The 23,202-nt window shown below is 72.8% G+C and carries 24 protein-coding genes; 16 read left to right on the top strand and 8 right to left on the bottom strand.

What is annotated here, in order from left to right:
- Positions 1 to 27 precede the first annotated feature (27 nt).
- Both FB558_RS39605 and FB558_RS39600 read right to left on the bottom strand, forming a co-directional pair.
- Positions 28 to 1,515, bottom strand: coding sequence for an FGGY-family carbohydrate kinase (locus FB558_RS39605; RefSeq protein ID WP_211367182.1), 1,488 nt, complete (start codon positions 1,513 to 1,515; stop codon positions 28 to 30).
- On the bottom strand, positions 1,512 to 2,381 hold the full coding sequence (locus FB558_RS39600; protein ID WP_170231772.1) for a DeoR/GlpR family DNA-binding transcription regulator: 870 nt from the start codon (positions 2,379 to 2,381) through the stop codon (positions 1,512 to 1,514). The genes FB558_RS39605 and FB558_RS39600 overlap by 4 nt, the downstream gene beginning before the upstream one ends.
- 152 nt (positions 2,382 to 2,533) lie before the next feature.
- Between FB558_RS39600 and FB558_RS39595 the strand changes: the two genes are divergently transcribed.
- The 6 genes from FB558_RS39595 to FB558_RS39570 are packed head-to-tail and all read left to right on the top strand — an operon-like array spanning position 2,534 to position 9,113.
- Complete coding sequence (locus FB558_RS39595; RefSeq protein WP_142063780.1) at positions 2,534 to 3,568, top strand: autoinducer 2 ABC transporter substrate-binding protein; 1,035 nt, start codon at positions 2,534 to 2,536, stop codon at positions 3,566 to 3,568.
- A 2-nt stretch (positions 3,569 to 3,570) separates the two neighbouring features.
- On the top strand, positions 3,571 to 5,073 hold the full coding sequence (locus FB558_RS39590) for a sugar ABC transporter ATP-binding protein (RefSeq protein ID WP_142063778.1): 1,503 nt from the start codon (positions 3,571 to 3,573) through the stop codon (positions 5,071 to 5,073).
- Complete coding sequence (locus tag FB558_RS39585; protein ID WP_211367181.1) at positions 5,070 to 6,113, top strand: ABC transporter permease; 1,044 nt, start codon at positions 5,070 to 5,072, stop codon at positions 6,111 to 6,113. The genes FB558_RS39590 and FB558_RS39585 overlap by 4 nt, the downstream gene beginning before the upstream one ends.
- Positions 6,113 to 7,201, top strand: a complete 1,089-nt coding sequence (locus FB558_RS39580) for an ABC transporter permease (RefSeq protein ID WP_142063775.1) — start codon at positions 6,113 to 6,115, stop codon at positions 7,199 to 7,201. Before FB558_RS39585 ends, FB558_RS39580 begins: the two co-directional genes overlap by 1 nt.
- Entirely contained in the window at positions 7,198 to 8,022 is an 825-nt protein-coding gene (locus tag FB558_RS39575) for a BtpA/SgcQ family protein (RefSeq protein WP_142063771.1), read from the top strand. The genes FB558_RS39580 and FB558_RS39575 overlap by 4 nt, the downstream gene beginning before the upstream one ends.
- 8 nt (positions 8,023 to 8,030) lie before the next feature.
- Positions 8,031 to 9,113 carry an aminopeptidase gene (locus FB558_RS39570; RefSeq protein ID WP_142063768.1) on the top strand — a complete coding sequence of 361 codons (1,083 nt, stop codon included), beginning with the start codon at positions 8,031 to 8,033 and terminating at the stop codon, positions 9,111 to 9,113.
- Positions 9,114 to 9,149: 36 nt separating this feature from the next.
- Here the strand turns inward: FB558_RS39570 and FB558_RS39565 are convergent, their stop codons facing one another.
- Positions 9,150 to 9,770, bottom strand: coding sequence for a dihydrofolate reductase family protein (locus FB558_RS39565; RefSeq protein WP_170231771.1), 621 nt, complete (start codon positions 9,768 to 9,770; stop codon positions 9,150 to 9,152).
- 66 nt (positions 9,771 to 9,836) lie between these two features.
- Positions 9,837 to 10,808 carry an oxidoreductase gene (locus FB558_RS39560; RefSeq protein ID WP_211367197.1) on the bottom strand — a complete coding sequence of 324 codons (972 nt, stop codon included), beginning with the start codon at positions 10,806 to 10,808 and terminating at the stop codon, positions 9,837 to 9,839.
- Between the two features lie 69 nt (positions 10,809 to 10,877).
- Here FB558_RS39560 and FB558_RS39555 point away from each other — a divergent pair, with 69 nt between their 5' ends.
- Entirely contained in the window at positions 10,878 to 11,324 is a 447-nt protein-coding gene (locus FB558_RS39555) for a MerR family transcriptional regulator (RefSeq protein ID WP_142063759.1), read from the top strand.
- On the opposite strand, the gene FB558_RS39550 is transcribed toward FB558_RS39555, so the two are convergent.
- The 3 genes from FB558_RS39550 to FB558_RS39540 all read right to left on the bottom strand — a co-directional run bounded on the left by FB558_RS39550 (position 11,302) and on the right by FB558_RS39540 (position 13,295).
- A complete protein-coding gene (locus FB558_RS39550) occupies positions 11,302 to 11,703 on the bottom strand; it encodes a DUF6841 family protein (protein WP_142063756.1) in 402 nt (133 codons plus the stop codon). The two genes, FB558_RS39555 and FB558_RS39550, sit on opposite strands and share 23 nt — an antisense overlap.
- 82 nt (positions 11,704 to 11,785) lie before the next feature.
- On the bottom strand, positions 11,786 to 12,508 hold the full coding sequence (locus tag FB558_RS39545; protein ID WP_142063753.1) for a VOC family protein: 723 nt from the start codon (positions 12,506 to 12,508) through the stop codon (positions 11,786 to 11,788).
- Between the two features lie 64 nt (positions 12,509 to 12,572).
- Positions 12,573 to 13,295, bottom strand: a complete 723-nt coding sequence (locus tag FB558_RS39540; protein WP_142063750.1) for a helix-turn-helix domain-containing protein — start codon at positions 13,293 to 13,295, stop codon at positions 12,573 to 12,575.
- A gap of 163 nt (positions 13,296 to 13,458) precedes the next feature.
- On the opposite strand from FB558_RS39540, the gene FB558_RS39535 reads away from it, so the two are divergent.
- Positions 13,459 to 14,355, top strand: coding sequence for a hypothetical protein (locus tag FB558_RS39535; protein ID WP_142063747.1), 897 nt, complete (start codon positions 13,459 to 13,461; stop codon positions 14,353 to 14,355).
- A gap of 37 nt (positions 14,356 to 14,392) precedes the next feature.
- On the opposite strand, the gene FB558_RS39530 is transcribed toward FB558_RS39535, so the two are convergent.
- A complete protein-coding gene (locus tag FB558_RS39530) occupies positions 14,393 to 15,022 on the bottom strand; it encodes a hypothetical protein (protein WP_142063745.1) in 630 nt (209 codons plus the stop codon).
- A 244-nt stretch (positions 15,023 to 15,266) separates the two neighbouring features.
- Between FB558_RS39530 and FB558_RS39525 the strand changes: the two genes are divergently transcribed.
- From FB558_RS39525 to FB558_RS39490, 8 genes are all read left to right on the top strand, one after another.
- Complete coding sequence (locus tag FB558_RS39525) at positions 15,267 to 16,331, top strand: hypothetical protein (protein WP_246107100.1); 1,065 nt, start codon at positions 15,267 to 15,269, stop codon at positions 16,329 to 16,331.
- Between the two features lie 348 nt (positions 16,332 to 16,679).
- Positions 16,680 to 17,282, top strand: a complete 603-nt coding sequence (locus FB558_RS39520) for a helix-turn-helix transcriptional regulator (protein ID WP_211367180.1) — start codon at positions 16,680 to 16,682, stop codon at positions 17,280 to 17,282.
- Entirely contained in the window at positions 17,279 to 17,608 is a 330-nt protein-coding gene (cutA, locus tag FB558_RS39515) for a divalent-cation tolerance protein CutA (protein ID WP_142063739.1), read from the top strand. The genes FB558_RS39520 and cutA overlap by 4 nt, the downstream gene beginning before the upstream one ends.
- Before the next feature lie 110 nt (positions 17,609 to 17,718).
- A complete protein-coding gene (lexA, locus tag FB558_RS39510) occupies positions 17,719 to 18,381 on the top strand; it encodes a transcriptional repressor LexA (protein WP_142063736.1) in 663 nt (220 codons plus the stop codon).
- Between the two features lie 96 nt (positions 18,382 to 18,477).
- Positions 18,478 to 19,083 carry a YbjN domain-containing protein gene (locus FB558_RS39505; protein ID WP_142063733.1) on the top strand — a complete coding sequence of 202 codons (606 nt, stop codon included), beginning with the start codon at positions 18,478 to 18,480 and terminating at the stop codon, positions 19,081 to 19,083.
- Positions 19,084 to 19,343: 260 nt separating this feature from the next.
- The gene (locus FB558_RS39500) at positions 19,344 to 21,146 is read left to right on the top strand and encodes an HlyD family efflux transporter periplasmic adaptor subunit (protein ID WP_170231770.1); all 1,803 of its coding nucleotides are present in this window, start codon (positions 19,344 to 19,346) and stop codon (positions 21,144 to 21,146) included.
- Positions 21,146 to 21,880 (top strand): ABC transporter ATP-binding protein, encoded by a 735-nt coding sequence (locus FB558_RS39495; RefSeq protein ID WP_142063727.1) that lies wholly within the window; start codon positions 21,146 to 21,148, stop codon positions 21,878 to 21,880. The genes FB558_RS39500 and FB558_RS39495 overlap by 1 nt, the downstream gene beginning before the upstream one ends.
- Entirely contained in the window at positions 21,877 to 23,196 is a 1,320-nt protein-coding gene (locus tag FB558_RS39490) for an ABC transporter permease (RefSeq protein ID WP_142063724.1), read from the top strand. Before FB558_RS39495 ends, FB558_RS39490 begins: the two co-directional genes overlap by 4 nt.
- Positions 23,197 to 23,202: the final 6 nt, after the last annotated feature.

The following is a 23,202-nucleotide window of genomic DNA, read 5'->3' as shown; positions in this document are numbered from 1 at the left end:
GCACGGTGACGGCGCCGGGGTGTCCGGTCAGCGCGACGCGGTCGTCCCCCGTCCGCGGGCCTCGAGCTCTGCCAGCACGTGCATCGTGTCGGCGAGGGCCGGGTACGTCCGCAGGTACTCGCCGTACAGGACGTCGTAGACGTCGCGGACGGCCGGGTCGGGGCGCGCGTGGCGGGCGACGGGGTTCCAGCCGGTGGTGTCGACGCCTGCGGCGTCGGCTGCCATCCGGGCGTCCCCGTAGGCCGCCCCGACGGTCACCGACGGGATGTCCTGGGGGAGGCCGAGGACATCCGAGACGATCTGCGCCCACAGGTCGTCCCGGGTGCCCCCGCCGACTGCCACGAGCCGCTGCGGCGTGGCCCCCGCGGCCGCCATCGCGGCGAGGTTGTGCCGCACCCCGAACCCCACGGCCTCGAGGACCGACCGGTAGAGGTGACCCCGTCCGTGACGCAGGGTCAGGCCCACCCACGCGCCCCGCGCGCGCGGGTCGAAGATCGGGGTGCGCTCACCCGCGAAGTAGGGCAGGAGCAGCAGCCCGTCGCTGCCCGCCGGCACCTGCCGTGCCTCCGCCAGCAGGTCGGCGAAGCCGTTGCCGGTGGCCGCCGCCAGCCAACTCGTGATCAGTCCGGACGTGGACATGCCCGCCGCGGAGGAGAAGGTCCCGGCCGTGCGCCCCACGGCGGCCCAGAGCCCGGGGTGGGCCACCGGCTCCGAGACGGTCTGGATGACGAACATCGTGGAGCCGTACATCAGCATGGTGTCGCCCGGAGCGCGGCACCCGACGCTGTAGGCCTCGGCGAGGGCGTCGACGGTGCCGGCGAGCACCGGGGTGCCGCTGGGCAGACCGGTGGCGTCGGCGGCCTCCCGGGTGATCGTCCCGACCACCTCGCCGGGCCACGCGAGCTGCGGGCGTTCCAGCCGGTCGAGCCCCGCCCAGCCCGGCTCCCACCAGCCACGCGCTCGCAGTTCGTAGAGCGGGTCAGAGCCGCTGGCCGAGTAGTGGTCGAGGACGTAAGCGCCGGTCAGCCGCCGGACGATCCAGCCCGGTGCGGAGTAGATGCGCCGGGTGCGCGCGAACGACTCCGGTTCGTGCGCCGCCACCCAGGCCAGCTTCGGGCCCACCGCCTGGCTGGTCAGCAGGTTTCCCACCGAGGTCAGCAGCACGTCGGACCCGAAGCGCTCGTTCTGCGCCGCGATCTCGCGCTCGGCCCGCGTGTCGATGCCGTAGAGGATCGCCGGGCGCAGCGGCCGGTCCTCGGCGTCGGTGAGCAGCACGGCGGGCCCGATGCCGCTGACGGCGACGCCGTCGACCGGGCCCGGTGACTCGCGCAGGAGCGCGCGCAGGATGGTGGTGACAGCAGCCCACCACACCTCGTCCGCGTCGTGCTCGAACCATCCCGGGTGGGGCGAGGACGTGACGTGGGGGCGGGTGTGGGTGGCGAGGACGGATCCGGCCGCGTCCACGACCACGCCCTTGCTGCTGCTGGTCCCGATGTCGACGCCGATGAACCTCACTCGGCGGCCGATTGCGGGTTCGTGGGCACCCGGGCGCCGGTCGGGACGACGGCGGGTTCCATGACCGTGCGGGGTGCCTGCTCCTGGGGGACGGTCTGCGGTGGCTGGAGGGCGGGTTCGGGGTGCACCCGCCGGATCTGCACCGGATAGGCCGCGGCGCGGTCCGCGTCGAGGCCGTCGTCGGTCACGACCAGGTCGACGTCGTCGAAGCCCGTGATCCGCACGAGCGCGGTGTGGCCGAACTTCGAGCTGTCGGCGACGACGAGCACCTCGTCCGCCGCGCGCACCATCGCCCGCTTCATCGAGACCTCGTTGCTGTTCGTGTTCGTGATCCCCTGCGTATCGACGGCGTCCGCGGCCAGCACCGCGTAGTCGACGTGGAACTCCCTGATCAGGTCGACGGAGCGCTCGCTCGCGAGCGTGTAGACCGCGGGCAGGACCTCGCCGCCGGGGACGATCAGGCGGACGTCGCCCTGGTTGGCCACCTCGGCCGCGACGCGCAGGTCGTTGGTGATCACCGTCATCTCCCGGTGGCCGCGCAGCGCCTGCGCCACCTCCAGCGTGGTGGACCCGCTGTCGATCAGCAGCGAGCTCCCGTGCGGCACGATCTCGGCGACGGCACGGGCGATCGCACGTTTCTGTGCCACGTTCTTCCCGACCTTGACCTCGTACGGGATCTCGGCGGGCTCGCCGGGCAGCGTGGCCCCCCCGTGGCTGCGGGCGATCACGCCGAGCTCGGCCATCGTGGCGAGGTCGCGCCGGATCGTCGACCCGTCGACCTGGTAGTCCTGTGCCAGCTGGCTCACGCTCACATAGCCGTGCCTCTGCACGCGGCGGAGGATCTCCTCGCGGCGCTGCTTGCCCACCACTCCTCCTTCGTCGGGCCCGACCGTACGGCACCCCGGTCCGCGCGCATCCCGGCCCTACTTGACCGAGTGCACGATAGCGTGCAATCTCTCCGATCAATGCACGAAGTCGTGCATTGATCGGACAGGGGTCCGGAGGACGAGGAGTGTCGATGCGCAAAATGGTCATGACCGCGGGCGCCATGGGAGCCGCCCTCGTGCTCGCCGCGTGCGGCAGCGGCACGGTCGGCCAGAGCGGCCCGCCGGGCGGGGACCGCAACCTCGCGCCCGAGGACATGCGTTTCGTGAACGTCGTGAAGCTCGTCGGGGTCGGCTGGTTCGACCGCATGGAGCAGGGCGTCCAGGAGTTCGCCGCCGGCACCGGCATCGACGCGACGCAGACCGGCGCCGACGACGCGAGCCCGGAGAAGCAGGTCAAGGTCATCCAGGACCTGATCGCGCAGCGGCCCACCGCCATCGGGGTGGTGCCCAACTCGCCGGAGGCCCTCGAAGCGACGCTCGAGCGGGCCCGGGACCAGGGGATCCTGGTGGTCACCCACGAGGCGAGCAACCAGGAGAACGTGGACGCCGACGTGGAGGCGTTCGACAACAGGGCCTACGGGGCCCAGATCGTCGAGGGCCTCGCCTCCTGCATGGGCGGGTCGGGGCAGTACGCGGCGTTCGTCGGCAACCTCACCGCGGAGACGCACATGGAGTGGGTCGAGGGCGGGCTCGAGCACGCGCGGGCCAACCACCCCGGCATGCAGCGCGTGGTGGACCCGATCGAGTCGAAGGAGGACGAGTCGGTCGCCTACGAGCGGGCGAAGGAGCTCCTGGCGACCTACCCCGACCTCAAGGGCTTCCAGGGCTCGGCCGGCACCGACGTGGCCGGCATCGCCCGTGCCGTGCAGGAGGCCGGCCTGACCGACCAGGTGTGCGTGATGGGCACGTCGATCCCGTCGGTGGCGCGCAAGTACCTGGAGGACGGCTCGATCGACAAGATCTTCTTCTGGGACCCGGCCCAGGCCGGCAAGGCGATGATGACGATCGCGCAGCGGCTGGCCAGCGGTGAGCCGGTGGAGCAGGGCACGAACCTGGGGATCCCCGGCTACGAGTCGCTCACCGTCTCCCCGACCAACCCGAAGGCCTTCTACGGGGACGCGGCCATCGAGGTCGACCGGTCCAACATCGACGCCTACCCGTTCTGATCGTGGCGACGACGACGAGCGGCACCGTGCTCGCCGCCCGCGGCATCTCGCGGCGGTTCGGCGGAGTGCAGGCCCTCGATGGCGTCAGCCTGGACATCCGGGCCGGGGACGTGCGCTGCCTCGCCGGGGAGAACGGGTGCGGCAAGTCGACCCTGATCAAGATCCTCTCCGGCGTGGAGGTGCCCGACGCCGGCGAGATCGAGATCGGGGGGACGACGCGGTCCCGCATGAACCCGGCCGATGCGCTCCGCGCCGGGATCCAGGTCATCTACCAGGACTTCTCGCTGTTCCCGAACCTCACCGTCGCGGAGAACATCGCACTGGCGCCGCTCATCGCGAACCGCCGCAAGCTGGTCGACCCGCGCCGGCTCCGCGCCCGCGCGGCCGCGGTGGTCGCCGAGCTCGGCGTCCGGCTCGACCTCGACGCGACCGTCGAGGAGCTGACCGTCGCCGACCGGCAGCTCACCGCGATCTGCCGCGCCCTCGCCGAGGAGGCGCGGGTGCTCTTCATGGACGAGCCGACGACGGCGCTGACCCAGCGCGAGGTCCGGGCGCTCTTCCGGGTGGTCGAGACCCTGCGCGAGCGCGGCGTGGCCACGGTCTTCGTGAGCCACAAGCTGGACGAGGTGCTGGAGATCTCCCGGCACGTCACCGTCATGCGCAACGGCGCGGTCGTCGCGTCGGGGCGCGTCGAGGAGTTCGACCGGAACTCCCTGGGACGGGCGATGACCGGGCGGGACGTGCGCGACCAGCGGGACGCGCCACCCTTCGACGAGACCGCCCGGCCGGTGCTGAGGGTCGAGGGGCTGGGTCTGGACGGCGCGTTCGAGGACGTCTCGTTCGACGTGGCGCCGGGGGAGATCCTGGGCATCACGGGGCTGCTCGGCTCGGGGCGCTCGGAGATCGCCGAGGCCCTCTTCGGCGTCACACCCGCACAGCGCGGGCGGGTCGAGGTCGGCGGCGCGCAGGTCGCGATCCGCGGGATCGACGACGCCGTCGCGGCGGGGATCGGGTACGTGCCGAGCGACCGGCTCACCGAGGGGCTCTTCCTCGAACAGTCGATCGCCGACAACGTCGTGGCCGGCAGCCTCGACCTGCACCGGTCCCGGTCCGGGCTGCTGGACCGAGCCCGCCTGGCGAGGACGATCGACACCTTCTTCGCCGCGCTGCGGATCAAGGCCCCCTCGGTCGCCGCGCCGATCCGCAGCCTGTCGGGCGGCAACCAGCAGCGCGTGGTGCTGGCGAAGTGGCTGGCGCGGGCACCTCGGGTGCTCGTCCTCAACAGCCCGACCGTCGGCGTGGACGTGGGGTCGAAGGAGGAGATCCTCGACATCCTGCGCCGGGAGGCGGGCACGGGTACGGGCGTGATCGTCGTCTCCGACGACATCCCGGAGCTGGTCTCGGTCTGCCATCGCGTCCTCGTCGTCCGGCGGGGCCGGATCCACGAGGTGATCGACGGGGAGCGCGTGACGGAGGACTCGATCCTCGAGGGGCTGAGCTCGTGAACACCGGGCGCAAGAACGCCGCGTGGGTGAACCGGTTGCGCGGCCGGAACAACGAGGGTGTGCTCGCGCTGACGATCCTCGTGGTCGTCGCCCTGATGACGGTGGTCAATCCCGACTTCTTCACCGTGTCGACCCTGTTCTCGATCCTGCGCAACTCGCTGGTCGAGACGGTCTTCGCGCTGGGCGTGCTCATCGTGATCGTCTCGGGTGGGATCGACGTGTCGTTCCCGGTGATCGGCATCTTCGCCGGCTACACGACGATCGTCATCGCGCAGAGCGGCGGCTTCGACCCCGGTGTGCTGGGCGCCCTGCTGATCGCCGTCGTGATCGGCTCGCTGCTCGGCCTGGTGAACGGCGGTCTGATCGCGCGCTTCGGGCTGCCGACCCTCATCGTCACACTCGGCACGCAGGGGATCTTCCGGGGTGTCCTGCTCGCCTACATCGGCTCCCGGTACATCGCGGAGCTGCCCGCCGGCATCGCACAGCTGTCCACGACCGACCTCTTCGTCGTCCAGCAGGGCCAGGTCGCGGCCCGGCTGCACGTGTTCGTCGTGCCCGTCGTGCTGCTGTGCCTGGCCGTGCACTGGCTCCTGCAGCGGACGGTGTTCGGGCGGGGCGTGTACGCGCTCGGCGGCGACGCCGAGTCCGCGCGGCGGGCCGGGTTCCCCGTCGTCCGCCTCCAGCTCGCGATCTACGCGCTGGTCGGGCTGCTGGCCGGGATCGCGGGCATCATGCACGTCACGCTGTCCCGCAACGCCAACCCCTACGAGCTCGCCGGCACCGAGCTCGACATCATCGCCGCGGTCGTGCTGGGCGGGGCGTCCATCCTCGGCGGGCGCGGGTCGGTGCTGGGCACCGTGCTCGGCGTCGTCCTGATCGCCGTGATCAAGAACAGCCTCATCCTGATGGGGGTGCCGGGAACCTGGCAGCGGGCCGCCGTCGGCGTCCTGCTCGTGGCCGGGGTGTCGATCCAGGCGCTCGGAGCCCGCCGCAAGGCGGCCGGGCGGCGGGCCGTCGAGCTCGAGGAGGCGCGGGCCTGATGACGATGACCGGTCTCGACGCCACGACCAGGCGGGTCGTGGGCGTCCTCCAGGAGCGGCGCAGCCTGTCCCGGCTGTTGGCGCTCGCGCTCGCGGTGCTCATCGGCTTCTCGGTGCTGAGCCCCGGCGTCTTCTCCTCGGTGATCAATTTCCAGACGATCGCGTTCACCGTCCCGGAGATCGGGCTGCTCAGCCTGGCGATCATGGTGGCGATGCTGACCGGCGGCATCGACCTGTCGATCGTCTCGATCGCGAACCTGACGGCGCTCACCACCGCCACGCTCTTCGTGGCCGCGGGCGGCGCCGAGGCCACCGGCGGGCACGCGGTGCTGCTGACCGTGCTGTTCGTCGCGGCGGGACTCCTGGTGGCCCTGCTCGCGGGCCTGTTCAACGGGTTCCTCGTCGCGGTCGTCGGGGTGACGCCCATCCTCGCGACGCTCGGCACCATGCAGCTCTACAACGGCATCGCGGTCGCCTGGACGGGCGGGGAGGCGCTGTACGGGATGCCGGACGCGTTCCTCGCGATCGGCATCAACACGGTGGCGCTGATCCCGATCTCGTTCGTCACGTTCGTGCTCGTCGCCGTGGCCCTCGCCGTGCTGCTCGACCGCTCGCCCCTCGGCACGAAGCTGCGGCTGGTCGGGGCCAACCCGACCGCCGCCCGGTTCTCCGGAATCCGCAACCGCCGCGTGCTGCTCACCACCTACGTGGTGACCGGCCTGCTCGCCGGGATCGCCGGCGTGCTCATCGCCTCGCGCGCGGCCAGCGCGAGCCCCGACTACGGCGCGTCCTACCTGCTGCTCGCGATCGTCGTGGCGGTGCTGGGCGGAACGAACCCGTACGGCGGGTTCGGCACGGTGCTGGGCGTCGTGCTCGCCGCGGTGACCCTCGAGATGGTCTCCAGCGGTTTCAACATCATGCGTCTGAGCCCGTTCGAGTACACGATCGCGCAGGGTCTGATCCTCGTCGCGGTCATGGTGCTGGACGCGGTGCACAGGCGACGACGAGGGCGGGCGGCCCCTCCGCCCCGCCCGGAGGACCCCGCACCGAGCGGGGTCGTGAAAGAGGAGATGAGAGAACCCGGATGAACTGGATGCGCGACGTCTTCACGGCGGAGAAGCCGATCGTGGCGATGTGCCACCTCAAGCCCCTCCCGGGCGATCCGGACTACGACGCCGACGCCGGGGTGGAAGGCGTTCTCGACGCGGCGCGGCGCGACCTGCGGGCGCTGCAGGACGGCGGCGTGGACGGCGTCATGTTCTCGAACGAGGCGAGCCTGCCGTACCTGACGCAGGTCGAGCCGATCACGACCGCCACCATGGCCCGCGTCATCGGGGAGCTGCACTCGCAGATCACCGTGCCGTTCGGCGTGAACGTCCTCTGGGACCCCACGGCCACCGTCGACCTCGCCGTCGCCACCGGAGCCCGGTTCGTGCGGGAGGTGTTCAGCGGCGCGTACGCCAGCGACTTCGGCGTGTGGAACACGAACGCGGGCCGGACCGTCCGGCACCGCAGGAGCGTGGACGGCCGGGACGTGCGGCTGCTCTACAACATCGTTCCCGAGGCCGCGGTCTACCTCAACGACCGGGACGTGGCATCCGTCGCTACATCCACGGTCTTCAACTGCCAACCGGACGGCCTGTGCGTGTCCGGCCTGACCGCCGGTGCGGACACCTCGGCCGACACGCTGCGCGCGGTGAAGGCCGCGGTGCCGGGCACCCCAGTCTTCGCGAACACCGGCGTGCGCGTCGAGACCGTTGCCGCCCAGCTGGAGGTGGCCGACGGCGCGATCGTCGGCACCGCGTTCAAGCGCGACGGCTACATCTGGAACGAGGTGGACGAGGCCAGGGTCGCCGCGCTCATGACGGCGGCGCGGACGCTCGGGGAGCCGGCTGGGGCCCTGCCGTGAGCCGAGCCGTGAGTCGTCTCGACACGGACCCGCGTTGGGGTGCCGTCGGGCGGGTCCTCGTCGAGCACTCCACGCGGGTCCGGCCCGGCGAGCGGGTGATGATCGCGATGGGCGAGGTGGGGTCGTACCCGCTCGCGCGGGCGGTGTTCCAGGCGGTCGTCGAGGCCGGTGGCTACCCCCAGGTGCAGTTCCTCTCCGAGGAGCTGCGGCACGCGATCCTCCGGCACGGCGATGCCGACCAGCTCGCGTGGGTGCCCGAGATCGAGGCGCACGGCATGAGTTGGGCGGACGTCCACATCGCCCTGCGCGGGGGGTTCGACCTCGATGTCCACGCGGACATCCCGTCCGAGCGGCTCGCCGTCAACCAGGCCGCCCAGGGCCGGATCTCCACCCTGCGGTGGCAGCACACGCGCTGGGCGCTGGCCCGCGTCCCGAACCAGGCGTTCGCCGACCAGGCGGGCGTGTCGCTGGAGCGGGTCACCGAGATGTTCTTCGCCGGCTGCCTGCTCGACTGGGACGAGGCGGCGACGCGGTGGCGCGAATGGGCGAACCGCGCGGCAGGGGGCCGGACGGTCGAGATCCGGGGACCGGGGGCGGACCTGCGGTTCTCGATCGAGGGCCGTACCTGGGTCGTGGCCGACGGCCGGACGAACATGCCCGACGGCGAGCTCATGACCGCTCCGGTCACCGACACCGTCGACGGCTGGATCGCGTTCGAGAACCCCGCGGTGCTCGGGGGCCGGCGGATGCACGACCTGCGGCTGCGCTGGGAGAAGGGGGTGCTCGTCGAGGCCACCGCGTCCACCAACGAGGACTACCTGCGCTCGGTGCTCGCCACCGACGAAGGGGCCACCCGCATCGGCGAGTTCGGGATCGGCACCAACCCGTTCATCGATCTCGTCTGCGACGACATCCTGATCGACGAGAAGATCAACGGCACGGTCCACGTCGCACTCGGCCGCGCCTACCCGGAGTGCGGTGGCGACAACCGGTCGGCCATCCACTGGGACATCGTGAAGGACCTGCGGGCCGGCGGGGAGGTGCTGCTGGACGGGCGCCCGGTCGTCGACGGCCGGGGCCCGGTCCTCTGACCGCGGCCGTGGCTGCATCGCCCGGTCGGTGGCACCTCACCCATCGCCCGGCCGCGACACCTCGACCGGTGCGGGCGTGACCCGGTAGCGCGCCAGGATGCAGCCGGCCTCGAAGACCCGGGCTGCCACGAGCTCCAGCGCCAGGTCGGCGGACAGGGCGTCGAAGAGCCGCGGCCCGTCGCTCAGCACGACGGGGCTGACGGACAGCAGGTACTCGTCGATCAGGCCCTCGGTGTCGGCCAGCCGAGCCAGCGTCGCGGGGCCGCACGAGAGGAGGATGTCCTTACCGGCTGTTCGTTTCATCGCGGACAGCGTGGCGGCGACGTCCCCGGCCAGTACCTCGCGATCGCCCGAGGCCGGCAGCGAGCGGGAGATGACGACCTTCCTCAGCCCGTGCTGCACCGCGGCGAACTCGAGATCGGCTGCGGTGACGGCCGAGCCGTCGGGTGGCCTGCCGTCGGCGGCGACGGCGTCCCACCAGGGGACGATCTCCTCGTACATCCTCCGCCCGAGCACCCACGTGTCGCACTCGCGGAACAGCGAGGTCAGGTACTCCGTCTCGGGAGGTCCCCACGGGAAGGGCTCCCACAGGTTCCCATCGGCGCGGGAGATGCGGTTGTCGAGCGTGGTCTGGAGATGGAAGACGAGCTTGCGCATGGACTGCAGACCTCGTGGTGCTCGGCAACTCATCTGCGAGGGCCGAACTCCCATCGGCCCGAGCTCCTACCGCGCCGGGTCCGCGCCCGGCCACGTGACCCCGGTCAGCTCCGCGGACAGGGCCCACAGCCGCGCGGCCTCGTCCGGGTCGACCGCGTGGGCCATCACGCCTCCGGCATCCATGTCGATGCGGTCGGTCATCGCAGCGATGTCGCAGTCCTGGCAGAACACGCCACCGCGATCGGCGAGCGCGGGCGAGGTCGCCGCCCAGACCTGGGTGGCCGCGCCCTGCTCGGGTGTCTTGAAGTGCGTCGCGACCACGGCGCCGTTCTCGTCCACCCAACCGGCCTCGACCATCTCCCGGCTCTCGAGGTGCCGTTGCAGCGGCGTGAGGATCGCGCCCGGGTGCACGGCGAACGCCCGCACCCCGGTGGTGCCGGCCAGCCGGTCCAGGTGCACTGCGGTGAGTGCCACCGCCGTCTTCGCCTGGGCGTAGGCGAGCCACTTGTCGTAGCCCCGCGTGAAGTGGACGTCCTCCCAGCGGATCCCGGAGAGGTGGTGTCCCGTCGAGGAGACGCCGACCACCCGTGCTCCCGGCCGCAGCGCCGGCCACAGGCGGTTGACCAGGGCGAAGTGGCCGAGGTGGTTGACGGCGAACTGCGCTTCCCACCCCGGCCCGACACGGGTCTCGGGGCTCGCCATGACCCCGGCGCCGAGCACCGCGATGTCGAGGCCGCGTCCCGAGGCGAGGAACCGTTCCGCGAAACGGGCGACGCTCTCGAGATCGGCGAGGTCCAGCTCGTCGATCTCGGTGCCGGCGAGGTCGGCGAGCGCAGCCTCTGCCGCTTCCGGTCGGCGAGCCGGCACCACCACGTGCGCGCCCGCGGCCGTCAGGGCGCGGGTGGTCTCCATGCCGATGCCGGAGTAGCCGCCGGTGACGAGCGCGAGCTTCCCGGACAGGTCGATGCCGCCCAGCACGTCGGTGGCGGTGCTCGACGGGCCGAAACCGGAGTGGATCGGCCGTTGCGGCGTCGTGATCGACTTCATGGGGTCGACGCTAGGAGCTGGAGAGCGGTCCAGGTCAACCCGCGATCTACCCTCGCGGGAGTGGACGACGACCTCACGATCGGCGACGTGGCCGCGCTCACCGGGCTGAGCATCGACACGCTGCGGTTCTACGAGCGCGAGGGCCTCATGGTCTCGCCGGTGCGGCGCCGCGGCGGTCGCCGCGCCTACGGCGAGGCCGACGTCGCATGGTTGGAGATCTGCCGGCGCCTGCGCGAGTCGGACATGCCGCTCGCCGAGATCCGCCGGTTCGCGGCGCTCGTGCGGCAGGGCCCCGGCAACGAGGCCGAGCGCCTGGAGCTCCTGCGCCGCCACGAGGAGCGCGTGCGGGCGCGGATGGCCGCGCTGGCGGGCGCGCTCGAGGTGATCTCCGGCAAGGTCGGGGCCTACGCGGAGCACGTCGCGCGGGGCACCGCGGCGGGAGTCTGGGTTCCGTCGGCGAGTTCGCGGCTCGGCTCCGGACCGATCACGTCGCCGAGTGCACGATGATCGCCGAGATCCGGCGTCCCACCGGTAGGTCCGCGATGAGGTAGGTGACCTCGAGCCGGGAGATCTCGGTTCCGTCGGCCCGGAGTCGCGCGAACCGTCCACGCTGCACGGCGCCGGACGCGTTCAGGACGTCGATGCCCGCTGCGAGCTCGTCGCTGCGGTCGTATCCGGCCGCCCGCATGCCGTCGATCTGCTGCTGCGTGGCCGCGAGTACCTGCACGTCGTCGGGAAGGACCACGCTCCCGGCGTCGGTGCTGAACAGCAGCGGCACCGCGTAGTAGGCGAGGATTCGGCGTACGTCGTCGGTGGTGCCCCGACCCAATGCGGAGAACTCCGCGAGGTAGGAGTCGAACCAGCGCCTGACGTCATCCTCGTCCATGGTGGGATCGTCCTCCGGTTCGACTCCGGGCGCTCGGCCGTCCCGGCCGGGAGGACGCCGGTGCGTCGGCGGCCGTGCCGCCTCAGCCGCCGTCCTCCCAGGTGAAGCAGAACGGCTTGCCCGCGGGGTCGGCGTACACCTGCCAGTCGTCCCCGCTGCCGGGCAGCTTCGTGGCACCGATCGCGAGCACCGCCCGCTCCGCCGACTCCAGGTCGTCGTGCGCGACGAGCATGTCGAGGTGGACCTGCTGGGGGTGCGCGGGGTCCGGCCACCGCGGCGCGCGATAGTCCTCGACCTGCTGGAACAGGATGGGCATCCGGCCGTCCTCGCCGATCATCGCGACGCCGGGGGCCTCGTAGGTGACCGGCTTTCCGGTCAGCTCGGCGTAGAAGGTGCTGAGCGCCTCCGCGTCGGGGCAGTCGAGCATCACACCCATCACCGAGGTGCCCGGGCCCTCGTGGACGCACAGGTCGAACGGGTGTCCGGCCGGGTCGGCGAGGGTGTGCCACTGCTCGTTGCGGCGCATCAGCGTGGCGCCGAGCGCCACCGCCTGCTCGGCGGCCGCGTCGATGTCGGGTACGCGCAGGTCGAGGTGCGCCTGCTGCGGGTGCGCCGGGTCCGGCCAGCGCGGCGGAACGTGGTCGGGCGCGAGCTGGAACGCGATGCGCCAGCCGTCCGGCGTCGACATCGTGATCCAGTAGTCCTCGGTCCACACCCGCGACCAGCCGGCGAGCGCGGCGTAGAAGTCGGCCTCCGCGGCGATGTCCGGCGCGTCGAACGCCACCGTCTTCAGTTCGGCGATCATGATCCCCCCTCGGCGTCGACGCCCATCTTCGTCCACGGGTCCACGGATCGGGGGGCCCGCGGTCTCAGTGCTCGCGGAGCAGGCCGTCGATCCGCCGCATGACGTCGATCTGCGCGGGGTTGTAGAGGTCGTTCACGGCCGTGCCGACCGTCTTGCGGACGAAGTGCGCGCCGTGCGGGGCGTCGGAGGGGATGGCCAGCCCCGGGTGCTCGGCGTACAGCGAGCGGACGTAGGGGGCGGAGCGCTCGGCCAGGTCCTGACGCGTGTGTTCGTCGGCGTCCGCGGGGAGGTCGTCGAACTCCGCCGTCACCGGGTCGGTCGGGGCGTTCTGCAGCATGTCCGCGTAGGCCTGCAGTGCCCGGGAGCCCAGTACCCGGGTCAGGACGACGATGAGGGACCGGTCGGCGTCGGACAGCTCGGGGTCGGCGGTGGCCGGGGCGAACTCGGGCGGCAGGTCGGTGGGAACGGCCTGGCGCAGGATCAGGCCGAGCTCGATCCGGACCCGTTGCAGCCGTTCGATGGTGGCGGCGAGCTCGGCGTCGAGGGTGCGCAAGGCTTCCTCCGGGTGGTTGTCGGCGTCGCCCATGGCAGCGATCTGGGACAGCGAGAAGCCGAGGTCGGACAGGCGCTTGATGCGCAGCACGCGGACCAGGTGGGTGACGCCGTACTGCTTGTAGCCGTTGACCCGCCGTTCGGGCTCCTCGAGGAGCCCGACATCGTGGTAGTGCCGTACCGCACGCACGCTGGTGCCGGCGAGCTCGGCGATCTCACGGGTACTCCAGGCCACGTGCGACACCTCGGTTCGGGTTCCGGACGGGTTCCGGCGCTGCGCAGTCGACACCGTGCCGTCGCGGCACGGTCAAGCCGGCGACCACGTCCGCGTGGTGCAGGTCACCGCACGTCCGATCCGTTCACGACACCGTTCACGGGATCCGCCATCCTCGACGCCCATGAGCGTCGACCTCGCGCGTGCCGCATCGTTCCTCGCCGGTCACGGCCGGCTGCTCGACCGGCGACGCTTCCAGCTGCTCCTGGGAGAGGCGGAACCGGACGCCGTGCTCGCCGCGCTGGAGGGCTACGGCAACGGCGACGGCGGCTACGGCTGGGGCCTCGAACCCGACCTGCGCGCGCCGGAGAGCCAGCCGGCGGGCGCGCTGCACGCCTTCGAGGTGTTCGAGGACATCGCGCCGGCGACCAGCCCGCGCGCGGTCCGGTTGTGCGACTGGTTGGAGTCGAAGACGCTGCCCGACGGCGGGCTGCCGTTCGCCCTGCCGGTGGCCGACGCCAGTGCCTGCGCGCCGTTCTGGGCCCAGGCCGACGCAGGCGTCTCGACGTTGCAGAGCACCGCCTTCGCCGCGGGCGCCGCACTGCGGGTGGCCACCCACGATCCCGACGTCGCGGCGCACCCGTGGCTCGAACGCGCCAGCAGGTACTGCTTCGACGCCATCGACGCGCTGGGCTCGGCGCCGCACGCGATCGCACTGTCGTTCGCGGTCCGCTTCCTGGACGCCGCGTACGAGCGGTTCCCGGAGGCTCCGCCGCTCCTGGCGCGGCTCGCCCGGTTCGTGCCGGACACCGGGCTGGTCCCGGTCGAGGGCGGCAGCGTCGGCGAGACGATGCGCGCGCTCCACTTCGCGTCACGTCCGGACAGCCCGGCGGGTTCGCTGCTGCGCCCCGGCGTGCTGGAGGCGGAACTGGACGCGTTGGCCGGGCAGCAGCAGGACGACGGCGGCTGGACCGTCGACTTCGCCAGCTACTCGCCCGCCGCGGCCCTGGAATGGCGCGGTTACGCGACCGTCGGTGCCGTCGCGACGCTGAAGCGGGCCGGACGGCTGCAGACGGGGTGAGCGCGTTCCGCGACGGCCCGCCGTCGTCGTGGCCGCGTCAGGCGCGCGCGTGCCGGACCAGTTCGAGCGCCAGGCGTTCGCCGGAGTCGAGCAGGGCGGTGAGCCGCCCGGTGTCCGGCCGGCCGTGGCGGAGCGCCGAGCCCGGGAGTCCGTAGTGCAGGACGGCCAGCCGGTCGTCGGACGCGTGCAGCGAGCCGTCCACCTCCCCCGCGGCCTGCTCCACGGCGAGCGTGGCTGCCTCGTCGAGGCCGAGGGCGGAGGCGCAGCCGCGTGCCCACCGTCGCCGGCCCCGCCGGAAGCCGTTGGAGCACTCCGGCAGCCCCGCCGCGGCGCCCGGGATCTCCCACATGACCAGCAGGAAGTGGTGCTCGGCCTGCTCGTCGCTCTCGACGAACGCCACGACGGTCAGTGCGCCACCGCTCCACCGGCCGGAACGGGCCAGCAGCACCCGTTCCATCCGGTGCGGCAGGTCGTCCGGCGCAGCGCCGGCCGGATCCGCGAGCGGGGACGGGGAACCGAGGCCGTGCGCGGCGCTCCACCGGTCCAGCGCTGTCCGCACCGCCGTCAGCGCGGCACGCTCCCGTCCCCCACCGACCACGACGCCGTAGAACGCCATCGCGAGCCCCATCACGACGATCGCACTCCCGACGAGGAACGAGACGTTCACGTCCAAGCCTCCTCGATGAGAGCCGGGGTGCAGGTCGTTCCTAGCGCAGTGGCGCGGCGAGCGCGAGTGCCAGTTCGCCGACGCGTCCCGGCCGGGGCGCGGCCCGCACACACCTGCGAGCCGCCGCACACACGTTGCACGGTCTGTGCGGGGCTCGGGAGGTGCGTGCGATGCCCTCGACGTGGTCTCCTCGGCGCCGGCCGGCGTTCACCCGCCGGTCGACCGCGCTGCCTACCGTTCGCCCGTGATCGAACCCGGTGACCCGTGCGGGCGGCTGTCGCGCCGCCGCCTGCTCCGGACCGCGCTCGTCGCGGGTGGCGCGATGACGCTCGGCGCGTGCGCGGCGCCCGCCGCGTCCGCTCCGCCCGCCCCGCCCGCCGCACCGCAGGCGTTGCGGGTGCTGATCGCCACCAACGAACCGTGGGGCACCTACCACGCGGAGCCGCTGCTGGCCGAGGCCCAGCGCAGGGGGTGGACGCTCACGCAGCTCGTGCCCGACCTCAGCGAGATCGACGCGGACGAGCAGGTGCCGGTCGCCGTGCCGGGTGCGTTCCCCGAGGCCGACCTGCTCGTCGTGACAGGGGCGGGGGACTGGCCCGCCGACTGCCTCGCGCAGCTGCCCGCCCTGCCCGTCGTCGCGTCGTCCCTGGCGTACCTGCTGCCGCAGGAGGCGCCGCGGGCGGGCGAGGTGCGCTCCCGGACGCGGACGGCGACGGCGTCCTCGTCCGCCGAGGCCGCCTCGTTCCGGGCCCACCTCGGGCTCACCGGGGAGGTGCGGGTCGTCGGCTCCGCCCAGACCGACGGGCTTCCGGCGCGGGCCGCCGAGCCGGGCACCGTGCTCGTCCTGACCAGCGTCACCCGGGAGGACGCGACGGGTGCGGCGGCCCCCGGCGCGCAGTTGCTGCTCGACTCCGCGCGCCACCTCGCCGCGGCCGGCAGGCGCGTCGTCGTCGGCCTCCACCCGCGCGAGGACCGGGCGCTGTGGTCGGAGTACGAGATCAGCCCGGTGCCCTCGGTGCGGGCGTCGGCGGCGGCCGAGGTCGCGATCGGGATCCCCGGCACGGTGTTCCCGCTGGTCGCGGCGGTCGGCACCCCGTTGGTCGGGTGCGTCGACCCGGCGCTGGAGGTCCCGGACTACCTGCGCGCCGTCTGCTCCGCGGTGATCGACGACGCCGCCGCCGCGGTGGCCGCCGTCGACTCGGCCCGCCCGCTGGCCCCGGACGCGCTGACCGCCGCCGTCGGGCCGATCGGCGGTTCCGCGGGGCGGTTGCTCGACGTGTGGGGCGAGGCGGTCGTGGCTGGGAGGTGAGAGCGACGCGGCGGTGCGTCGTGCTGGCTCGCATGTCGCGCGGCCGAGGCGGCGAGCAGGTAGACGTTGCACGGCCAGCGGTCGGCGGAGCGGGTCTGCCAGCGGCAGACCCGACACCGGCCTGCGTCGTCTGCGAGGTGTGACACGAGCAGTGCACGCCAGACGGCAGGCATCGGCGCGAGGGCGGCTGCAGGATCGGAGGACACGACGGCGTCTCCAGAGAGAGGGCAAGCGGACAAGTATGTCCTACTGTTGCGACTAATAAGTCCTACGTCAAGGACATCCACGCCCTCTCTGTGGGACGATAGAGTCCTGCTCGGAGTTGCAGTCAGACCGATTGGCCATGCGATGGAGATGCACGAGGTCATCCGGCAGCGACGCGGCGAGCTGGGGTTGTCCCAGGCGGACCTGGCGGCGCGCGTCGGTGTCGATCGCCGTCAGATCCGCCGGTACGAGGCCGGCGAGACCCACCCGACATTGCCTGCCGCGAAGAGCATCGCCAGTGCGCTCGGCATCACCCTGGACGAGCTGGCCGGCGACGAGACTCATCGCATCGACCTGTCGGGCGACTGGTCGGCTTGCTGGCAGTCGTGGAAGGACGGGGTCGAGTCGATCCGTCCGCAGCAAGTTCGGATGACGCAGCGCGGCGACACGGTGGAGCTCGTCGCCGCCTCCCGAGGCGCTCCGCTCGAAGGCGGCGGATACCTGTGGCGTGGTGAGGTGAAGATCGTCGACAACGAAGCCTTGATCGGCTGGTACGTCGCGGACGAGAGCGCAGTGCGCTCGAAGGGCTCGCTCTACTTCTCGCTCCACCCCCACGGCCTGCACGCCACCGGGCGGTGGGTCGGTCTGAGCTACGACGGCCCGATCGTGAGCGGTTGGGCGGCACTCGCACGTACCGAGGACGAAGCAATCACGCTGATCGACGGGCTACGAGGGGGAGACGAGTGACGGACTGCGTCGAGGTCGTCGTGACCGCGGAGGACGCCCAGTGGCTGGCCGACTGGACGCGCTCGCTGGTCGAGGACCGGCTCGTGGCGTGCGGCCACAACCTCACGTCGATGCGGGCGATCTACCGGTGGGACGGCCGGGTCCACGATGACCCGCAGGCGCGAGTCGCCCTGCACACCCGTGCCGAGCTGGTGCCGGAGATCGTCGCCCGCGCGGACCGGGACCACGCCGACGACGTTCCCTGCGTGATCGCGATGCCCCTCTCCGGCGGCCATCCCGAGTACCTGCGGTGGGTGGTCGAGGAGACCCGCGCACCGTCGGTGTGATCGCCGGTTGAGTGCGCTCACTGCTGTCTCGCCAGCCGTGAGCGCACTCAACCGGCGATCTTGCCGGTGTACCGGATCGGGGTGTCGGTGGCGGGCTCTAGCATCCGCGGGTGCCCGTCTTCGATGACCTGGATGCGTTCGGCCACCTGGACACCTCGACGCTGCCGCCGCGCCAGCAGCGGATCCTGGTCGCGATCCGGGACTGGGTGGTCCGGTGCGGGTACGCGCCGAGCACGCGGGAGATCGGTGACGCCGTCGGGCTGCGGTCGCCGTCGTCGGTGTCGAAGCACCTGGCGAGCCTGGAGGAGAAGGGGTTCCTGCGGCGCGGTACGGCGATGTCGCGGCCCATCGACGTGCGGGTCTTCCTGCAGGAGCCGCAGGCGCAGGGGGCGAGCGAGGATGCGGTGTCCGTGCCGGTCGTCGGTGACATCGCGGCGGGCACGCCGATCCTGGCCGAGGAGCACGTCGACGACGTCCTGACGCTGCCCCGCGAGCTCGCCGGGCGCGGCACCGTCTTCGCCCTGCGGGTGCGGGGCGACTCGATGATCGACGCCGCGATCTGCGACGGCGACACCGTGGTGGTGCGCCAGCAGTCCGAGGCGCACTCCGGCCAGATCGTCGCCGCGATGATCGACGGAGAGGCCACGGTGAAGGTGTACCGCCGGCGCAACGGCCACGTGCTGCTCGAGCCGCGCAACCCCGCCTACGACGTCATCGACGGCGACGAGGCCGTCGTGCTGGGCGTCATCGTCTCGGTGCTGCGCAGCGTCTGACCTCCCGTCAGGGAGCCCGTCCCGCTCGGCGAGCGCCGGTTGCCGTTCGACCACCGGCGCGCGAGGCTCGCAGGGGTGACGGCGGGTTCCGCGCACGTGAGCACCACCAGGCCCTTCTACGCGGCGTACGACCTCCTCGTCACCGATCCGGTCGAACCGTGGGTCCGGGCGGTGCACGCGCGCCTTCCCGGACGGGTTCCGGCGTGCATCTTCGCCGTGACCGCGGTCCGGCCGGCACCGGTCACCCCGCCACTCGCCACGGTCACCCGGGTGGTCGAGGTGTTGCAGCGGCACGGCATGGTCCCCGCGCTCGGCGGCTCGGGGCTGCTGGTCGCGCTCGGGCTCACCGATCGCGCGAACGACTGGGACGTCGCTGTCGACGCGCCGGACGACGCGGTTCGGGCGGCTCTGGACGAGGCCGGGCTCGCCTACCGCGACGCGACGGATCGGTCCGGGGTGTACGCGACCGCGTGGCGCTACGTCATCGACGGCGGTGACCACGACGTCGACCTCCTGGTGCGGTTCGCGCTGCGGGGCCCCGACGGGGTCGAGCAGTTCCCGGCCCGGGTGACGGGCCACTGGCGGGGCCTTCCCCTGGGCGACCCGGCGGTGTGGCTGCGCGCCTACCGCCTCCTCGACCGTCCCGGCCGGGCCGACGTCCTCGAGCGGTGGACGGCGAGAACGGCCCCGCCTCGTCGGTGACCCCGCGGGTCGTGCCCGCGACGCGCGAGGGGCGTCGCCGTGCAGGGCGAACCCGCAGGGGGATGGCGCCGTTCCCGACGTTCCGCTTTCCCGAGAAGCGAACCACCCCTTGCGATAAGCCGTTTCCCGAACCGCTATCGTCCGCATTCCACGATAGTGGCAGAACGCAATTCATAGCAATCTCACAGGTCTCTCCAAGTGCATTCCCATGAATGTGGCCGCATTTCGGTGGGTGTGCGCGGGGGACGGGGAAGGACACCATGGCGACAGCGGGCAACCGGCACCTGGCGGCGGCGTGGGCACGGGTGCGCACGAGGTTCACCGCCATGCCGGCGCGCACGCGCCGGCTGAACCTCGGGCTGCTCCTGCTGCTGGTCGCGGCGATCGTGGCGACGGTCCTGGTGATCGGCGATCCGGGCACGCCGGTGCCGGTGGCCCGCACCGCCACCGTGACGCGCGGCGACGTCACGGCGCTCGTCACGGGCAGCGGCAACGCCGAGTCCTCGCTGAGCACGCCGGTGAGCTTCCCGTCGAGCGGCACGGTCACCTCCGTGGACGTCGCCCCCGGCGACGCGGTCACCCTCGGGCAGCCCCTGGCCACGATCGACGACGCCACCGCGCAGGCGGAGCTGCGCACCGCCGAGGCGAAGCTCGCCGGGGCCCGGGCCGAACTCGCGCAGGCGCAGGCCGGGCCGACCGACGTGCAGGCGCAGCAGGACCAGCTCGCGATCACCCAGGCCGAGCAGGCCGTCGCGGACGCGCGTGCCGCCGTCACAGCGGCGGAGAAGCAGCGCGAGCTCGACCGGGTGGCGACCGCGACCGCGATCGAGAACGCGAAGGCCCGCCTGGCGAACGAGGAGGAGTCGACCGCCACCGCGGTCGAGAACGCGGAGGAGAAGCTGGAGACCGACACAGCCGCCCAGGAGACCCTCGTCGAGCAGGCCGCGGCGAGCGAGCGGGCGGCGTGCGGGAATGCCGACTCCGACAGCCCCGACTCCGACAGCGCCGGTGCGGAGGGCGACTCCGACAGCGGCTCCTCCAGCTGCGCCTCCGCGAAGCTCGCCACCGAGAACGCGGAGAACACGCGCGACTCGGTGCTGCAGGCCGACCGGCAGGCGGTCACCGTGGCGAAGCAGACCCGGGAGGCGACGCTCGACGAGGCCGCGCAGGCCGTGACGGAGGCCGAGCAGGCGCGGGCGGAGACGCTCCTGGCGGGGGAGACGACGGTCGAGACCAACGCGCAGGCGGTGACCAGGGCCGAGGGTGAGCTCACGGCTGCCCGGCTCGCCGCCGAGGCGAACCGACACCCGCGGACGCCGGAGGAGATCGCGCAGGTCCAGGCCACGGTGGACGGCGCGCAGGTGGAGGTGGACACCGCGCGCCGCGGGGTGGAGCAGACGGTGCTGACGGCGCCGCAGGCCGGGGTGGTGCTGGCCGTCAACGGCGAGGTGGGGGCGTTCACCGAGGGGCCGAACGCGGGCAGCGGCGATGCCTCGTCCGGTGGGGACGGCGAGAACGGGGACTCGGCCGGGTCGGAGGCGGCGGCCTCCGCGGGCGACGGGTTCGTCGTCATCGCCAACCTCAGCGAGCTCGCGGTGACCGCCGACATCCCGGAGGCGGATGCGGCGGAGCTCGAGCTGGGCCAGCGCGCCGCGATCACGTTCCCCGGGACCGACGCGACGGCGACGGGGTCGGTCACCCGCATCACGCCGCAGAGCACCGTGTCGAACGACGTCGTGCTCTACCCCGTCACGATCTCGCTGGACGCGGCCCCGGACGGGGTCGGCGTCGGGTCCACCGCGAACCTGTCGGTCACCACCGGCACGGCGCAGGACGTGCTGAAGGTCCCGACGCAGGCGATCACCACGACGGGCGACCGGCACACCGTCACCGTCCGCCGCGGCGGGACCGACGCCGTCGTGCCCGTGACGATCGGGGTGGCGGGGCCCGCGGAGACGGAGATCACCGGCGGGGTGGCCGAGGGCGACGTGCTGGTGCTGCCGTCGCCGGGCGTCACGACCGGCGGGTCGGGGGCGGGCTTCCCCGGGGCGGGTGGCCGCTGATGCGCCCGGTCATCGAGCTGCGCGCGGTCACGAAGACCTACGGCAGCGAGGACACCGTCGTGCGGGCGGTCGACGGCGTCGACCTCGTCGTCGAGCGCGGCGACCACGTGGCGGTGATGGGCGCGTCCGGTTCGGGCAAGTCGACGTTGATGAACATCATCGGCTGCCTCGACACCCCGACCCGCGGTCGCTACGCCCTGGACGGCGTGGACACCCGCAGGCTCGACGAGCGGCAGCAGGCGCTGATCCGCAACCGGAAGATCGGGTTCGTCTTCCAGTCGTTCAACCTCATCCCGCGCACGAGCGCGGTGCGCAACGTGGAGCTGCCGATGGCCTACGCGCGCGTCCCCGGCGCGGAGCGGCGACGGCGCGCGCTGCACGCGCTGGCGCAGGTCGGGCTGGCCGAGCGGGTGCACCACCGGCCCTCGGAGCTGTCCGGCGGGCAGCAGCAGCGCGTGGCCGTCGCCCGCGCGATCGCGACCGACCCCGTCCTGCTGCTGGCCGACGAACCGACCGGGGCGCTGGACAGCCACAGCACCGCGGAGGTGCTGGCCCTGTTCGACGAGCTGAACGCGGCGGGCCGGACGCTCGTGGTGATCACCCACGAGGAGCAGGTCGCCCGGCACGCGAAGCGCGTGCTGCACATGCGGGACGGCCGGATCGTCTCCGACGAGCGCGTGAGCGCGGTCGCGGGACCACCACCGATGCGGGCCGGCGGGGTGGTGCGGCGGTGAACGTGCGGCAGAGCCTCCAGTTCGCCGTGGCGGGGGTGCTGGCGAACAAGATGCGGTCGGCGCTGACGATGTCCGGGATCGTCATCGGTGTCGCCGCGGTCATCATCCTCGTCGCCGCCGGTACCGGGGCGGGCGCGGCCACCACGGCGTCCATCAGCGCGCTGGGCAGCAACACGCTGACGATCAGCCCGGAGTCCGGGCAGGGCCCGGGCCGCGGCGGCGTCCGCGTCGGGGGCGGCGGGGTGCTCATGGGCGGCGGGGCCCGCATCGCCGGCCCGCCGGGCGCCGCGGGCGGGGCCCCGGAGGCCGACGGCGGTACCGACGTCCGCGAGGCGGAGCTGACGCTCGACGACGCGGAGGCGCTCGTGGACCCCGAGCTCGCCCCGTCCGTGGCGTCGGTGGCCCCGGTCGTCACCGCGCAGTCGGTGACGGCGACCTACGCGGGTGCCTCGCACGAGGTCGCCACGCTGACCGGGACGACCCCGAGCTACCTCACCAACACCGACGACACCGTGCAGGCCGGTGCGTCCCTCACCGACACCGACTACGTCGCGCGCAACCGGGTGGCACTGGTCGGCGTCACGGTCGCCACGGCGCTGGTCGGCGGCGACGGTCTGGCGCTCCTCGGGCAGCCGGTGCAGCTGAACGGCGTGACGTTCCAGGTGGCGGGCGTGCTCACCGCCAAGGGCAGCAGCGGCCCGCAGGACCAGGACGACCGCATCATCGCCCCGATGACCGCGGTGCAGGACACCCTCACCGGTTACGGCGCGCTGAGCAGCATCTCGGTGAAGGCCGTGTCGGCCGAGGCCGTCCCCGCGGCGACGGCGGAGGTCACGGCGATCCTGAACGCCCGCCACGGCACGGGCACCGGCAGCGAGGACTTCTCGGTCTCCAGCCCGACGTCCCTGCTGGAGGCGGTGTCGGCGGTGACCGAGACCTTCACCCTGCTGCTGGGCGCGGTGGCGGGCATCTCGCTGCTGGTCGGCGGGATCGGCGTCATGAACATCATGCTCGTCACGGTCACCGAGCGGACCCGGGAGATCGGCATCCGCAAGGCGGTCGGCGCCCAGCGCTCCGACATCGTCGGCCAGTTCCTGCTCGAGGCGACGATCCTCTCGATGGCGGGCGGTGTGCTCGGCGTCGGTGTCGGGGTCGGGGTGGGCTCGCTGTCGTTCGGCGGGTTCCAGCTCGTCGTGGCCCCGTTCTCGGTGCTGCTCGCCTTCCTGGTGTCCGTCGCGATCGGCCTGTTCTTCGGCTTCTACCCGGCGAACAAGGCGGCGAAGCTGCGCCCGATCCACGCCCTGCGCTACGAGTGACCGGAG

Source organism: Pseudonocardia kunmingensis (assembly GCF_006716445.1).
Lineage (GTDB): Bacteria > Actinomycetota > Actinomycetes > Mycobacteriales > Pseudonocardiaceae > Pseudonocardia > Pseudonocardia kunmingensis.
The sequence above is the reverse complement of the archived record's forward strand: the minus strand, read 5'-3'. Positions and strand labels throughout refer to the sequence as shown.

Excerpts from the sequence above, each read along its gene's own strand:
- FB558_RS39535 (WP_142063747.1), top strand. The coding sequence starts at position 13,459 with ATGAGCGTCGACCTCGCGCGTGCCGCATCGTTCCTCGCCGGTCACGGC.
- FB558_RS39545 (WP_142063753.1), bottom strand. The coding sequence starts at position 12,508 with ATGATCGCCGAACTGAAGACGGTGGCGTTCGACGCGCCGGACATCGCC.
- FB558_RS39580 (WP_142063775.1), top strand. The coding sequence starts at position 6,113 with ATGACGATGACCGGTCTCGACGCCACGACCAGGCGGGTCGTGGGCGTC.
- FB558_RS39595 (WP_142063780.1), top strand. The coding sequence starts at position 2,534 with ATGCGCAAAATGGTCATGACCGCGGGCGCCATGGGAGCCGCCCTCGTG.
- FB558_RS39550 (WP_142063756.1), bottom strand. The coding sequence starts at position 11,703 with ATGGACGAGGATGACGTCAGGCGCTGGTTCGACTCCTACCTCGCGGAG.
- FB558_RS39575 (WP_142063771.1), top strand. The coding sequence starts at position 7,198 with ATGAACTGGATGCGCGACGTCTTCACGGCGGAGAAGCCGATCGTGGCG.
- FB558_RS39565 (WP_170231771.1), bottom strand. The coding sequence starts at position 9,770 with ATGCGCAAGCTCGTCTTCCATCTCCAGACCACGCTCGACAACCGCATC.
- FB558_RS39495 (WP_142063727.1), top strand. The coding sequence starts at position 21,146 with ATGCGCCCGGTCATCGAGCTGCGCGCGGTCACGAAGACCTACGGCAGC.
- FB558_RS39520 (WP_211367180.1), top strand. The coding sequence starts at position 16,680 with ATGGAGATGCACGAGGTCATCCGGCAGCGACGCGGCGAGCTGGGGTTG.
- FB558_RS39500 (WP_170231770.1), top strand. The coding sequence starts at position 19,344 with ATGGCGACAGCGGGCAACCGGCACCTGGCGGCGGCGTGGGCACGGGTG.